Origin of the sequence: Aeromonas sp. RU39B, from assembly GCF_900156095.1 — a bacterium.
GTDB lineage: Bacteria > Pseudomonadota > Gammaproteobacteria > Enterobacterales > Aeromonadaceae > Aeromonas.
Map to the genome: position 1 here is coordinate 40,852 of NZ_FTMJ01000015.1, position 13,298 is coordinate 54,149.

At 58.5% G+C, this 13,298-nt stretch carries 14 protein-coding genes; 10 read left to right on the forward strand and 4 right to left on the reverse strand.

Annotation, left to right across the window (positions count from 1 at the left end; all coding sequences use genetic code 11):
- The first annotated feature begins 11 nt into the window (after positions 1-11).
- Entirely contained in the window at positions 12-797 is a 786-nt protein-coding gene (pbpG, locus tag BW958_RS17430; protein ID WP_372630041.1) for a D-alanyl-D-alanine endopeptidase, read from the forward strand.
- 46 nt (positions 798-843) lie between these two features.
- Here the strand turns inward: pbpG and BW958_RS17435 are convergent, their stop codons facing one another.
- The gene (locus tag BW958_RS17435; RefSeq protein ID WP_076577182.1) at positions 844-1,308 is read right to left on the reverse strand and encodes a glycine zipper domain-containing protein; all 465 of its coding nucleotides are present in this window, start codon (positions 1,306-1,308) and stop codon (positions 844-846) included.
- A gap of 274 nt (positions 1,309-1,582) precedes the next feature.
- Between BW958_RS17435 and BW958_RS17440 the strand changes: the two genes are divergently transcribed.
- The 9 genes from BW958_RS17440 to BW958_RS17480 all read left to right on the forward strand — a co-directional run bounded on the left by BW958_RS17440 (position 1,583) and on the right by BW958_RS17480 (position 10,647).
- Positions 1,583-1,825 (forward strand): putative hemolysin, encoded by a 243-nt coding sequence (locus BW958_RS17440; protein WP_076577183.1) that lies wholly within the window; start codon positions 1,583-1,585, stop codon positions 1,823-1,825.
- A 99-nt stretch (positions 1,826-1,924) separates the two neighbouring features.
- Positions 1,925-2,221, forward strand: a complete 297-nt coding sequence (locus BW958_RS17445; protein ID WP_076577184.1) for an HlyU family transcriptional regulator — start codon at positions 1,925-1,927, stop codon at positions 2,219-2,221.
- Entirely contained in the window at positions 2,218-4,242 is a 2,025-nt protein-coding gene (locus BW958_RS17450; RefSeq protein ID WP_076577185.1) for a tRNA(Met) cytidine acetyltransferase TmcA, read from the forward strand. The genes BW958_RS17445 and BW958_RS17450 overlap by 4 nt, the downstream gene beginning before the upstream one ends.
- A gap of 163 nt (positions 4,243-4,405) precedes the next feature.
- A complete protein-coding gene (locus BW958_RS17455) occupies positions 4,406-5,398 on the forward strand; it encodes a chemotaxis protein (protein WP_076577186.1) in 993 nt (330 codons plus the stop codon).
- A gap of 169 nt (positions 5,399-5,567) precedes the next feature.
- Positions 5,568-6,611: a GMP reductase gene (locus BW958_RS17460; RefSeq protein WP_076577187.1), complete on the forward strand. Its 1,044-nt coding sequence runs from the start codon at positions 5,568-5,570 to the stop codon at positions 6,609-6,611.
- A 74-nt stretch (positions 6,612-6,685) separates the two neighbouring features.
- Positions 6,686-7,816 (forward strand): elongation factor P maturation arginine rhamnosyltransferase EarP, encoded by a 1,131-nt coding sequence (gene earP, locus BW958_RS17465; protein ID WP_076577188.1) that lies wholly within the window; start codon positions 6,686-6,688, stop codon positions 7,814-7,816.
- 46 nt (positions 7,817-7,862) lie between these two features.
- Positions 7,863-8,429: an elongation factor P gene (efp, locus tag BW958_RS17470; RefSeq protein ID WP_076577189.1), complete on the forward strand. Its 567-nt coding sequence runs from the start codon at positions 7,863-7,865 to the stop codon at positions 8,427-8,429.
- 316 nt (positions 8,430-8,745) lie between these two features.
- Positions 8,746-9,645 carry a DUF3530 family protein gene (locus tag BW958_RS17475; protein ID WP_076577190.1) on the forward strand — a complete coding sequence of 300 codons (900 nt, stop codon included), beginning with the start codon at positions 8,746-8,748 and terminating at the stop codon, positions 9,643-9,645.
- 45 nt (positions 9,646-9,690) lie between these two features.
- Positions 9,691-10,647 (forward strand): D-2-hydroxyacid dehydrogenase, encoded by a 957-nt coding sequence (locus BW958_RS17480; protein ID WP_076577191.1) that lies wholly within the window; start codon positions 9,691-9,693, stop codon positions 10,645-10,647.
- A 44-nt stretch (positions 10,648-10,691) separates the two neighbouring features.
- Here BW958_RS17480 and djlA read toward each other — a convergent pair whose 3' ends face one another.
- From djlA to BW958_RS17495, 3 genes are read right to left on the reverse strand one after another with little or no spacing between them, the layout of a single operon-like run.
- Positions 10,692-11,531, reverse strand: coding sequence for a co-chaperone DjlA (gene djlA, locus BW958_RS17485; protein WP_076577192.1), 840 nt, complete (start codon positions 11,529-11,531; stop codon positions 10,692-10,694).
- Between the two features lie 5 nt (positions 11,532-11,536).
- Positions 11,537-12,211 carry an N-acetylmuramate alpha-1-phosphate uridylyltransferase MurU gene (gene murU / locus BW958_RS17490; RefSeq protein WP_076577193.1) on the reverse strand — a complete coding sequence of 225 codons (675 nt, stop codon included), beginning with the start codon at positions 12,209-12,211 and terminating at the stop codon, positions 11,537-11,539.
- Positions 12,208-13,197 (reverse strand): aminoglycoside phosphotransferase family protein, encoded by a 990-nt coding sequence (locus tag BW958_RS17495; protein WP_076577194.1) that lies wholly within the window; start codon positions 13,195-13,197, stop codon positions 12,208-12,210. Before BW958_RS17495 ends, murU begins: the two co-directional genes overlap by 4 nt.
- Between the last annotated feature and the right edge of the window lie 101 nt (positions 13,198-13,298).

The window sequence follows — 13,298 nt, forward strand, 5'->3', positions numbered from 1 at the left end:
GTCTGCTGGGCATGCTGGCAGGTTCACTTTTCATTGCTCCGGCCGTTGCGGCCAAACCCGCCCTGCAGGTCATGTCTTCCAGCGCACTGGTGCTGGACGTCAATTCGGGCCAAACCCTGTACCAGAAAAATCCTAATCAGGTGCGCCCGATAGCCTCACTCACCAAGCTGATGACAGCCTTGGTGGTGCTCGATGCCAAGCAAAACCTCAATGATGTGATTACGGTGGACGAGAGCGATCGCGATCTTCTCAAAGGAACCCACTCACGCATTCGCATGGGAACCAAGGTCACCCGCCGTGATGCCCTGCACCTGGCGCTGATGTCGTCGGAAAACCGGATGGCTTCGGCACTGGCGCGCCATTATCCGGGTGGCAAACCCGCATTTATTCGAGCCATGAACAACAAGGCTCGTCAGCTTGGCATGCGTAGCAGCCGCTTCTATGATTCAACCGGGCTGACCACTCGCAACGTCTCGACGGCGCGGGATCTCTCCAAGCTGGTTGCAGCCGCCTATCGTCAGCCGCTGATCCGCCAGTTCACTCAGGACACCAGCCGCGAGATGCGTTTCAACTCGCCGGCCTATACCCTGATGTTCAACAACACCAACCCTCTGGTGAAGAACTCCGACTGGGATGTGCATCTCTCGAAGACCGGCTATACCGACGAAGCTGGCCGTTGCCTGGTGATGCGGGCCAAACCGGACAACCGCGAACTGGCCATCATCCTGCTCAACGCCCAGGGGAAACGTACCCCGGTCGGGGATGCCAACCGCATCCGCCAGTGGCTGCGAAGCTAAATCTCATAAACACAAAGGGCCCGACGGGCCCTTTGTGTTGTACAGGTCAGTCGCGCCAGTGGTGACCGTGACCATGACCGTGCTTCTTGTGAAAGTAGGCAAAGTCAGGGTGGTCATCATAGTGGGAGGCTTTTGGCTTGTCGGCATCGCCATTGTGAGCACCGATGGTCGATCCGGCCGCCCCACCCAGTCCCGCACCGATCAACTGACCGGTCGAGCCACCCATGCTCTTGCCAAGCGCAGCACCACTGACAGCACCAATAGCACCGCCGATGGCTGCTTCATTCTTGTTACCCTTCTTGGCACCGACAGTGCCACCCGCTGCGCCACCGAGCGCAGCACCGATAAGGGCTCCGGTATCGCCGCCAAACTGCTTGCCAATCACGGCCCCTGCCGCGCCACCGGCACCACCGCCCAGCACGGTCCCGAGGGTATCCGATGCCATAGCCGGTGCTGCGCTAAACGCCAGCAACAGAGAGAGAGAAAGCACACGACGCATAGTGGTCTCCAAAGATGGAAGATAACTTCCTGGTCACTATACAAATCCGCCGAAATGGGCAGGTGACTCGTCGCTCCAGATCACGACACAGGCTGACGCAAATTTACGTAAAACTATGATTTATTTCTAATTAACTAAACACTTACGGTTTCTTAAAACAGACAATTCCTGTCGGATGTGACAGGGTTCCAAGCGTGTTATGACCCTGCGACCAAGTGGTCCCATTGTGTTTGTCGATTACCCCACCTAGGGTGGGTGATATCGCTTCGCACGCAACGGCGTCATCATGCCCAAAACATTACTTCTTCTCGCTACTTGTTCCTTACTGTCACTCTCCGGCTGCAGCGCGACGCCGCCGGCCCCTCACTCCAAGCAGATAGCTAACCCGGCCTCTGAATATTGCATCAGGCAAGGCGGCAAACTCGAACTGCGCAATGAAGCGGGCGGGACGACCGGTTACTGCCACTTGCCCGATGGCAGGGTTGAAGAGGAGTGGATGCTCTATCACAGCGAAGTCAGTCTTTACTAAGACCAGACAAGCTTAAGCGCGACTTTCCTTCCCTTCAGAACAAAGAGTCTTGCCCGCCTCCGGTTGCTTGGTAACATGCTGACAAACCGGAGGTTCAGCATGCTTAAGAAACTGTTTGGCGCCCTGTTTGGTGGCGCATCCGAAAGCCAACCCGCCCCCCAGGTCACCCCGACCGAATACCAGGGCTATCTCATCTATCCCGAGCCGCAGGCAGAAGGCGGTCAGTACCGTCTGGCCGGTCGTATCACCCGTGACATCGACGGTGAGCTCAAAGAGCACCGCTTTATCCGCTCCGATCTGTTCGTCAATCCCGATGACGCCCGTGATTTCATGTTGCGCAAAGCCCAAACCTTTATCGATCAGATGGGCGATCAGATGTTCGACGTGCGGCGATGACGCTCAGGCAGCAGCTTAAAGCCGCCGGTGAGCGCCGACTGATCTGGCTAGAGGGCAGCGAAACTGAGTGCATCGAGCAGGCGTTAAACTGGCTGGATGGGGTATGCCTATGGCTCGGTGATGGCCCCCCAGAGCAGCAGCCACAACCTGCAGCCAAGGGATTACAACGCCTTGGGCAGGAGTGCGACACGCTGGTCTTCAATGCCTTCAGCGGTTTCCATGCCGATGCCTTTGGCGCAGTCAGCGGCACCTTGCGCGCTGGCGGCCTGCTGCTGCTACTTACCCCGCCACGGAGCCAATGGCCTGAGTTTGCCGATCCTGACCGGCAGCGTCTGGTCAGCGAACCCACCCAGGCCGGGCGCTGCGGGCACGGTTTTTTGCGCCGGCTGGTGCGTCTGCTGCAAGACGACCCTGCGCTGCAACTACCCACACAAACAGCAGACGTCGTCTGGCAACCGATTGACTCCACACATCCCCACACCCCAGACCAGCAGCAGGCGATTGCCGCCATTACCCGCGTATTGGAAGGCCATCGCAAGCGGCCGCTGGTGATCACTGCCGACCGCGGTCGTGGCAAAAGCAGTGTGCTTGGACTGGCGGTGGCGACACTGCTGACCAAGACGCCATCACTGCGCATCGGCGTGACCGCGCCGGCCAGAAGCTGCGTGGATCCCCTGTTTGCACACGCCGGCCCGCATGCCCCCCTGCACTATTTCAGCCCGGACCGGCTGCTGGATGAACAACCCGAGTTAGATCTGTTGCTGGTCGATGAAGCTGCCGCGATCCCGACACCGCTGCTGGAAGGATTGCTGGCCCATTATCACCGCATGGTCTTTGCCACCACCGAGCATGGCTATGAGGGGACCGGGCGCGGTTTTCATCTGCGCTTTAAACGCCACCTCGATCGGCGCTGTCCCGGCTGGCAGAGCCTGCGGCTGGAGACACCCATTCGCTGGAGTCAGCGTGATCCACTGGAAGCGCTGATCAATCGCATGCTGGCACTGGCCGCCGCGGCTGATGAACCGGAGCAGCCCACGCAGATAACCTGGCGCATGGTCAGCGCCGACTGTGTGGCTGATGATGAAGCCCTGCTGATGCGACTGTTTGGCCTGCTCGTGCTGGCTCACTATCAGACTCGCCCGAGCGATCTGCGCAGCCTGCTGGAAAGCCCGGATCTGGATATCCATCTGCTCGAATCCGGTTCTGACTTACTCGGCGTGGCACTGGTGCTGCACGAAGGGCCCATCGACCCGGAAATGGCACAGGCCATCTGGCAAGGGCGACGCCGTCCACGTGGGCAGTTACTGCCGCAATCACTGCTCGCTCACGCTGGCCTTATCACGGCTGGGGAGCGCCGCTATGCCCGGGTGATGCGTATCGCCATTCATCCGACCCTGCATCGCCAAGGATTGGGCCACCAGCTCATCACACACCTTGAGCAGCACTATCGCGACAACGGGTTCGATTACCTGGGCACCGCCTTTTCGGCAGGTGAAGAGTTAATCCCCTTTTGGCGTCATGCCGGTTTTCATGCCCTGCGGATCGGCTTACAGCGCGATGCCGCCAGCGGCAGTCACTCGGTATTGATGCTCAAAGCGCTCTCACCTTCCTCCACTGATGAACTGGAGCAGTGGCAACGGCGCTTTCTGATGACCTTGCCGAGCCTGCTAGCCGGGGAGCTGCGCCAGCTCCCTGCGGGCGCGTTGGCGCTCTGTTTGCCGCCGCCACACGGCATTGCTCCACTGACAACGTGGCAGTGGCAAGACCTGCGTGGCTTTGCCTGTCATCAGCGCCCGTTTGAACTATGCCAGGGAACACTGCAGCATTGGTTGCTCACCTGCACAGACCAGATCTCCCGCTGGCCCGCACTCCACCAGCAACTCCTGATAGGTGCCATATGGCAATACCAACCTTGGGAAAAGCTGGCCCACCCTCTTCGCTTGGGGGGAAGGGCCACACTTATCAAGCAATTACGGGATTTGGTCGCTCTTTATTCAGGGTGCACAGCAGAAAAATTATAATTACCTATCATATTGTTAAATAAGTATTTTTTAAGATCTGATTCACAACTTGCCGGCCTTAAACTGGCCGATTGTCAGAATCGGTCGATAATCACGTTTAACAAGCTCCTATACTGAGACCAGTGCCCGGGAGCGAAGCCGCCAAGGTGTTGAGGGAGTAGACATGAGTGGAGTCGGGGGAGGATCGCGCAGCGCGATTCTGACAGAGAGTGGTACCAATGAACTCGAAATCATCGAGTTCCACTTGCACAAGCAACTGCCGGATGGGCGCGAGAAGGTCGCCTATTACGGCATTAACGTGGCCAAGGTACGTGAAGTGATTCGGGTACCGGAAACCACCGATTATCCCAACGCACAGCCGCACATGGTGGGGGTATTCTCCCTGCGCGACCGTCTGATCCCGCTGGTCGATCTGGCCGGTTGGCTGCGGGTAAAGACCCGCTCTGACCTTGTCGGCAAGGTGGTCATCGTCACGGATTTTAACCGCATGGCCAACGGCTTTCTGGTCGATAGCGTCAGTCGAATTCACCGCGTCTCTTGGGAAGATGTGGAGTCGCCGAGCCAATTCCTCGAAGCCGGCGAAAATGATTGCGTTGTGGCCGTGGTTCGTCGCGACGGCAACCTCATCATGATCCTCGATTTTGAACGGATCATTGCCACCATCAACCCCGAACTGAGCATGGAAAAATACGACGTCACCCAGGATCGTCGTGTGGTGCTCAGTGACCGCATGATGGCCAAACGTGACGCCAAGACCGTGCTGGTTGTGGATGACTCGGCGTTCATTCGCAAACTGATTGAAAACACCTTGAGTACCGCTGGTTATCACGTCATTACCGCCAAAGACGGTGGTGATGCGCTGGATATGCTGAGCGATATCGAGCAGCACGCTCTTGCCGAAAAACAGCCAGTCAGCGCCTACGTCAACGCCATCGTGACTGACGTTGAGATGCCGCGCATGGACGGTATGCACCTGCTAAAACGGCTGCGTGAAAACCCGATGTTTGAACAGATGCCGATCGTCATGTTCTCGTCGATCATGAGCGAAGACAACCGTGCCAAAGCGCTGCAGCTGGGTGCAAATGACACCATCACCAAGCCGGAGCTGGGTCGCATGGTGGGGATGATTGATGAATTGGCGGGGATATCCGAATGAACCCATCACTGAGCTCAGGTTATTAGAGCGACGATATCACACCCAATGTGAAATTATCAGTCTTGCCGGATGCGGTTTTCTGGCTAGACTGTCGTAAACCGGGGGCCCTGAAAAACCACCGGTTTTTTTGTGCCTGCCAACTACCATCTAGTTGAAAGGACCACACGCCATGCGTATCGAAGAAGACCTGAAGCTCGGCTTCAAGGACGTACTGTTTCGCCCCAAGCGCTCTACCCTCAAGAGCCGCTCCCAGGTCACGCTGACCCGCCAGTTTACTTTCAAGCACACCGGCACCCAGTGGCAGGGTGTGCCCATTATCGCAGCCAACATGGACACGGTCGGCACGTTCGCCATGGCTCGCACCCTGGCCAGCTTCGAGATGATGACGGCAGTCCATAAGCACTACTCCCTCGAGCAGTGGCAACAGTTTGTCGCCTCCTCTGACGAAGCCCTGTTGCGTCATGTGATGGTCTCCACCGGAACGTCGGACGGCGACTTTGCCAAGACCCGCGAGATTCTGGCGCTGTCACCAGCCCTGCGCTTTATCTGTGTGGATGTGGCCAACGGCTACTCTGAGCATTTTGTGGCCTTCGTCGCCAGAATGCGTGAAGCCTGCCCGCAGCACGTCATCATTGCCGGTAACGTCGTGACAGGCGAGATGGTTGAAGAGCTGATCATCGAAGGCGCCGATATCGTCAAGGTCGGTATCGGCCCCGGCTCGGTCTGTACCACCCGGGTAAAAACCGGCGTCGGTTATCCGCAACTGTCGGCCATCATCGAGTGTGCCGATGCCGCGCACGGGCTCGGCGGCCAGATCATCGGTGACGGTGGCTGCACCTGCCCAGGCGATGTCTCCAAGGCATTCGGTGGCGGCGCCGACTTCGTGATGCTCGGTGGCATGCTGGCCGCGCACCAAGAGTGCGGCGGCGAAGTGGTCGATGTGGATGGCTCACCCTTCATGAAGTTCTACGGCATGAGCTCTTCCAGCGCTATGGATAAACATTCCGGCGGCGTGGCTGAATACCGTGCATCGGAAGGCAAAACCGTGCTGTTGCCCTACCGCGGACCGGTCGAGGAGACGGTGCGCGATATCCTCGGCGGTGTGCGCTCTACCTGCACCTATGTCGGCGCAGCCAAGCTAAAAGAGCTGACCAAGCGCACCACCTTTATTCGGGTGCGTGAGCAGGAGAACAACGTCTACGGCAAAGAGTAAGCCGATAGAGTGACCTGCCCCGGCGTGCTACCCTGCACGCCGGTTTTTTTTCGCTATCTTGCGCGGAGTTCGCCATGCCCATCGCTTTCGACATTTTCTGCACCGTGGTCGATAACTTCGGCGACATCGGCGTGACCTGGAGGCTGGCCCGCCAGCTACACAACGAAGGTTTCGGCCCGGTTCGGCTGTGGGTGGACGATCTGGAGAGTTTTGCGCGGATCTGCCCTGGCATTGATGCAACCCAAGAACAGCAACAGCAGCAAGGGATCCTCATCCAGCATTGGCACAACGATGCCGACCTCGAGCCGGCGCGCGTGGTGATTGAAGCCTTTGCCTGTGAGCTGCCGGCCGCCTACAAGGCGCGAATGCAGACTATGACGCCGCCGCCCGCCTGGCTCAATCTGGAATACCTGTCAGCGGAAGCATGGGTTGAAGGGTGCCATGCTCTCCCTTCGCCGCAAGGACAACTGAATAAATACTTCTTTTTTCCAGGCTTTACCGCCAAAACCGGTGGACTGATTTGCGAGCAAAACCTGCTCAGTGAGCGCATGGCCTGGCAAGCAGATCAGGCCGGACTCGCGGCCTATTGGGCCCAATTTGGTTTAGCGCCCGCCGCCCCCGACGAGCTTCGTATCAGCCTGTTTGCTTATGAAAGCGCAGCCATTGCCTCACTGGTTGAAAGCTGGGCCAATGGCAGTCACCCGGTGACCCTGCTGGTACCGGTAGGGCGAGCACTGCCACAGGTGCTTAGCGCCATCAGCAAGGAGAGCGGCGCACCGGGCGAGCATATTGTGTCTGGCCAGCTCAGGGTGGTGATTCTGCCCATGACCGATCAGGCCGGCTATGACCGGTTACTCTGGTCGTGCGATGTTAACATCGTACGCGGTGAAGACTCCTTTGTGCGGGCGCAATGGGCCGCGCGCCCCTTCCTTTGGCATATCTACCCGCAGGAAGAGGATTACCATCTGGTCAAGCTGGAAGCGTTTCTCACTCGCTATCTTGCTGATCTTCCTGAACCTGCCGCTGATTACATCCGGCAGCTGATGCTGGCACTCAATGAAGGAGGCGCATGCGACGCCCTGTGGCAACAGTGGCCATACCATGCCAAAAACTGGCAGGAGCATGCCAGAATCTGGCCGCAACAGGTGCTTACTGGCGGCGATCTGCTCACTCGGTTAGTGAAATTTCTGGAAACGAAGATATAATCTGGCAGTTTTTATCCGTCCGTTTCACGAACAGGAAATTTTTTACATGAAAACCGCACAGGAAATCCGCGCTGGTAACGTGGTCATGGTCGGCACCGAGCCCATGGTGGTTCAGAAGACCGAGTTCAACAAGTCCGGCCGTAACGCCGCCGTGGTCAAGATGAAGCTGAAGGGTCTGCTGACCGGCAGCGCCGCTGAACCTGTCTTCAAAGCTGACGAGAAGATGGAAGTGGTCATGCTGGAGCGCAAGGAGTGCACCTACTCCTACTTCGCCGACCCGATGTACGTCTTCATGGATACTGACTACAACCAGTACGACGTTGAAAAGGACAACCTGGGCGACGTTCTGAACTATCTGGTAGACGGCATGGAAGATCCGTGCGAAGTGACCTTCTACAACGAGAAGGCCATCTCCGTCGAACTGCCGACCACCATCGTACGTGAAGTTGAGTACACCGAACCGGCCGCCCGTGGCGACACCTCCGGTAAGGTCACCAAGCCGGCCCGTCTGAAGGGCACCGGTTTCGAACTGTCTGTTGCTGCTTTCGTTGAAATCGGCGACAAGATTGAAATCGACACCCGTACCGGCGAGTTCAAGCGTCGCATCTCCTGATCCGCGCCTGACGTCAGTCAATGAAAAAGCGAGCCACCGGCTCGCTTTTTTATTTTCGCCTTCACCACGCGCAATTTGTCAGGCTCGGGGCAGCTCTAGCGGTCACCACCGATCTGACATCCTCTGTGCCACATCACTACAACATGGGGTAGCCAAGATGGGAAATCATCAATCCGGCAATGCTGAGCCCGTTTTTGGCAATGGCTGGCAAAGTGGATTACGGCTGGTGTTTGCTTACGCGACAACTAGTTATGATGTGACTTAAGCTCAAGAACCGGGTCAGGCTGCCGTTATCTGCAAGGTTGGAGGACTCATCATGCGTGTATTCCTGTTTCTGCTCTTTTCGCTCTTCACTCTGATGGCCAATGCGGCCGACCCGTCAGCCACATCCGCCGCTGAGCCCACAGCCATCCCTGCCGACCCAGCCGCCGGCGACCCCAGCTCAGCACCGGCAAGCGAGGGAACCCCTACCAGCACGACCGATAGTGAAGCCAGCGCCGCTAGCGCCACGGGCGATGCGGATAAAGCTTCGATGCCGGTGACGCCGGGTCAGAGCGATGAGCAACTGCTGCGCGACTGGCATACCCAGCCTTTTAGCAAAACCATCGGCAAGGAGCAGGTGCTCTATGCCGAGCACACCAGCGGCCAATATCTGGGGCTGGCTATTTTGCTGCCCGAATGGCAGGGCACCAGCAAGATCTGGTCACTCTCGGCCAGCCTCACGGCGCAAGGCTTTGATACTCTGCTGCTGTTACCACGCCAGGATCAGCATCTGATCAATCCGGCCGAAGAGAAGAAGAACCCGGCCCGCGAGGCCTTTCGTGCTGATCTGCGCGATCGCATCAAATCAGCCAGCGAGGCCAAGTTGAAGGAGGGTGGATTTCGCCTGCTGCTGGTGCAAGGCAGTGCCGCCAACTGGATTGCCTCACTATTGGGCACAGAGAGCCCGATCGCCGATGCTGCCGTGCTGCTTGATGCCGGTTTTGCCGAGCAAGGGGCGAACCAGGTACTGGCACGGGAAATCGCCCAAAGCCCGCTGCCAGTACTCGATCTTGCTATCGACCAGAGCAACGGCTGGCTGACTCAGGCCACTGAGCTGCGCAACATCGCGGGCCAACGCAGCCACAAACTCAACTACCGCAGCAGCGAACTGGTCAGTACCGATGAAATTCCCGCCACCCTGCTGGGGTGGCTGCACCACTTGGGCTGGCTCTGACGCCTCCCTGTTGGCATGATGAGGCCTCCATCCCAAGGAGGCCCCATGCACATCGTCTTTCTTGACCGCGATACCCTGGCACCCTCGGTGCAGCTCAAGCGGCCCTCACTGCCCCACCAATGGACTGAATACCCGGCTACCGCACCACAGCAAGTGGTTGAGCGACTGGAAGATGCCACTATCGCCATCGTCAACAAGGTACGGCTGGCGGCCTCGGACCTAGAACAACTGCCCAAGCTGCGCCTTATCGTGCTGGCCGCCACCGGCGCCGACAACATCGATCTGGCCGCCTGTCGCGAGCTCGGCATTCAGGTGCGCAATGTGCAGGGCTATTCCGGTCCGTCGGTGCCGGAGCACGCCCTCGCCCTGATGCTGGCGCTGTCGCGTAACCTCAAGGCCTGGCAGCAATCTCTGGAGGCCGGTCGCTGGCAAGAGAGTGGCCGCTTCTGTTTCTTTGACCATGGTTTGATGGATTTGGCCGGACGACGCCTCGGTATTATCGGCAGCGGCACCATTGGCCGGGATGTTGGGAAAATCGCTGCGGCGCTGGGTATGCAGGTGCATTACGCGGCCAGCCTGCGTCCAGAAGCCATCCCGGACCCGGAGCGGTTACCGCTGGAAAGATTGCTCGCCGAATCGGATGTGATCAGCCTGCACTGTCCGCTGACGGATCAGACTCGCAATCTGATTGGTGAGCGTGAACTGGCGTTGATGAAACCAGGAGCCTTGCTTATCAACGTAGGGCGTGGTGGGTTGGTCGATGAGCATGCCCTGCTGGCGGCGCTGCGCTCAGGTCACCTTGGCGGCGCTGGATTTGATGTGGCGACCCAAGAGCCCCCGGCGGCCGATCATCCGCTGATGCAAGCGCTGGCACTGCCCAACTTTATTCTGACGCCTCACGTGGCCTGGGCAAGTAATGACGCCATGCAGCGCTTGGCCGAGCAGGTGATCGCCAATATCGATGGGTTTGCCAACGGCAATGACCTGCGCAGATTAGTCTAACTAACACAAAGGGGCCGCGGCCCCTTTGGTTTGTCTTGTCACTGTTAGCGGATGCCGCGCACTTCGCGAATCATCTCCCAGGCGCTCTGGATCTCTTGCGCCTTCTGTTTGGCCATCTCCATCATCTCGGGTGGTAGCCCCTTGGCCGCCAGCTTGTCCGGGTGGTGCTTGGCCATCTCTTTGCGGTAAGCCTTTTTCACATCCTGATCGGAATCGCTCTCGGCCACGCCGAGCAGTTGATAGGCATCCTTGAGCCGATCCCGTGGCGGTTCACGGCTGGCCTGTTGGCCACCCCAGCCTTGCTGCTGGCCACGATACCCCCCGCCTTGCCCGGTGCGATAGAAGTTCATCTGCGCCTCGGCCATGGTCAGGATCCGCTCCAGCTCGAAGCGACTAAATCCCAACTCCTCGGCAATGGTCTCGAGAATGCGCCGCTCTTCGGGGGGAACGTGGCCATCGGCAAAGGCTGCCTGCAGCTGGACTTCCAGAAAAAAGCGCAGAATATCGCGCTGCCCCATGCAGGCTTCGCGGAACTGACTTAAGGTCTGACGCAATGGGAAATCAGCTGATTTACCCTCCCGGAACGAAGCCTGCGCGCGGTTACGCAGCTCACCGGTCAGGTTCATTCGATCCATCAGGTTGGTGGCCACCAGGATCTCGCTCTCGGTCACCTGACCACTGGCTTTGGCAATGTGCCCCATCACCGAGAAGGTGGCGTGAAAAAAGATAGCCTGCTGGGCATCACTCGGACGACGTCGAAATCCGCCCTGCAGCCCCATACCGGTATCGAAGCGATGACCAATCCACAGACCAATCAGCAACCCGGGAATATGGCCAAACAGAAATCCAAAGAAAGCGCCGAGCAGCTTGCCCCAAATGCGCATAACAGTTACCTCGCCAGGCCAGAGGCCTGGAGTTCATGATCGAGTTGGTTCAAACGCTCCGGGGTGCCGATATCGCGCCAATCCGCCTTGAGGTGGCTGCCACCGACACGGCCCGAAGCCATCCATTCGCGCAGCAAGGGCGCCAGTTTGCGTGCTCCCGGGCCATACTCGGCAAATGCCTGCGGGTGATAGAGACCGACCCCACTGAAGGTCAGGCCGGGGGTATCGAGCACCCGATCTCCGTGCAACGCGAAATCGCCGTGCGGATGTTGCGCAGGGTTATCGACCAGCCACAGATGCGCCAGATCGTCGCCCAGAGGCTGGGACGCGAAGAGACGATAATCAGCCGCAATCCAGGTATCGCCGTTAACGACCAGGAAAGGTTCGCTCCCGAGTAGCGGCAGCGCCTGAATGATGCCTCCGGCTGTTTCCAGCGCGCTCGCCTCTGCCGACCAGGCGATCTGCACTCCCAATGCGCTGCCATCGCCCAGCTGCTCAACCAGACGTTGGCCCAACCAGGCGTGGTTGATGACCAGATCTGTGATACCGGCCGCCTTGAGCCGCTCGATATGGTGAACAATCAAGGGTTTGCCACCGACAGACAGCAGCGGCTTGGGTAAATGGTCCGTCAGCGGACGCATCCGCTCGCCGCGCCCTGCGGCCAGAATCATGGCTTTCATGGGCGTGACTCCAGCGCCGGAATGATGCGCCGCTCGAGCCATTGACCAAACTCATTGAGCTCGTCATAACGGGCACACACATCGGTGACATAGCCGAGAGTGCGCGGAATATCCTTGAGGTAACCGGATTTGCCATCGCGATGGTGCAGACGGGCAAAGATACCGGCCGCCTTGAGATGACGCTGCATCCCGGTCAGATCGGCATGACGACGGAAGCTGGCGTAATCTACCCCGGTGAGCAGTCCAGCTGCAGCCAGACACTGATAGCCGGTAGCAAAGCCCTGCTCCACCACCTCATCCGGCCAGCGCACATAACAATCTTTAAGCAAAGAGACCAGATCGTAGGTCAGCGGCCCGCACACCATGTCCTGAAAATCGATCACGGCCAAGCGGGAGGTTTCCGGCGTGACGCCGTCACACACCATCAGATTGCGGCAATGGAAATCGCGGTGCATCACGCCTTGCACCTGACCAAGGTTATTCTCGGTCAGACAGGCAAAGGTGCGCACCAGCAATGCCTGCTCGTCATCGGTCAGAGCCAGCCCCAAGCGGTGACCCAGCAGCCACTCCGGGAAAATGCTGTTTTCCCGGGCCATGAAGGCTGCATCGAATGGCTCTAGAGCGAGTTCGACCCGTGACAGGTGTGGCAATAGCGCAATCGCCTTGCTATACCAAGCACTTACGCTCTGCTCATTGAGTACGGCAAACAGCGAGAGATCACCCAGATCGGTGACACACAGAAATCCTTGCTCATAGTCCACCGAGCGAACATCTGGCGCCAGCACACCGGCATGCACCAAGGCAGCGGCATTACGGACAAACTCGAGGTTTTTTTCAGTCTGCGGCGGGGCATCAACCCAGACCAGGCCGGCACCACGGTAGTAGCGGCGGAAACTGGCATCGCCAGAGATCAAATCGAGGGTCAGGGCATCGTCAGCCATCAGCTGGCGGGCCCACTGCAACAGCAGGGCGTGGCGATCAGGCATGGAAACAGCGACTCACGTAGCGGCCAACGGGAAGTTAGCCCTGGCCGGGATTATGCTTTATGATTGCCGGCTAACATAAAGCAATGACATGCAATGTCAAC

Bases quoted from the DNA above. Each gene is read 5' to 3' on its own strand.
- pbpG (WP_372630041.1), top strand. From the start codon at position 12: ATGCTGGCAGGTTCACTTTTCATTGCTCCGGCCGTTGCGGCCAAACCC.
- BW958_RS17440 (WP_076577183.1), top strand. From the start codon at position 1,583: ATGCCCAAAACATTACTTCTTCTCGCTACTTGTTCCTTACTGTCACTC.
- BW958_RS17445 (WP_076577184.1), top strand. From the start codon at position 1,925: ATGCTTAAGAAACTGTTTGGCGCCCTGTTTGGTGGCGCATCCGAAAGC.
- BW958_RS17450 (WP_076577185.1), top strand. From the start codon at position 2,218: ATGACGCTCAGGCAGCAGCTTAAAGCCGCCGGTGAGCGCCGACTGATC.
- BW958_RS17455 (WP_076577186.1), top strand. From the start codon at position 4,406: ATGAGTGGAGTCGGGGGAGGATCGCGCAGCGCGATTCTGACAGAGAGT.
- BW958_RS17460 (WP_076577187.1), top strand. From the start codon at position 5,568: ATGCGTATCGAAGAAGACCTGAAGCTCGGCTTCAAGGACGTACTGTTT.
- earP (WP_076577188.1), top strand. From the start codon at position 6,686: ATGCCCATCGCTTTCGACATTTTCTGCACCGTGGTCGATAACTTCGGC.
- efp (WP_076577189.1), top strand. From the start codon at position 7,863: ATGAAAACCGCACAGGAAATCCGCGCTGGTAACGTGGTCATGGTCGGC.
- BW958_RS17475 (WP_076577190.1), top strand. From the start codon at position 8,746: ATGCGTGTATTCCTGTTTCTGCTCTTTTCGCTCTTCACTCTGATGGCC.
- BW958_RS17480 (WP_076577191.1), top strand. From the start codon at position 9,691: ATGCACATCGTCTTTCTTGACCGCGATACCCTGGCACCCTCGGTGCAG.
- djlA (WP_076577192.1), bottom strand. From the start codon at position 11,531: ATGCGCATTTGGGGCAAGCTGCTCGGCGCTTTCTTTGGATTTCTGTTT.
- murU (WP_076577193.1), bottom strand. From the start codon at position 12,211: ATGAAAGCCATGATTCTGGCCGCAGGGCGCGGCGAGCGGATGCGTCCG.
- BW958_RS17495 (WP_076577194.1), bottom strand. From the start codon at position 13,197: ATGCCTGATCGCCACGCCCTGCTGTTGCAGTGGGCCCGCCAGCTGATG.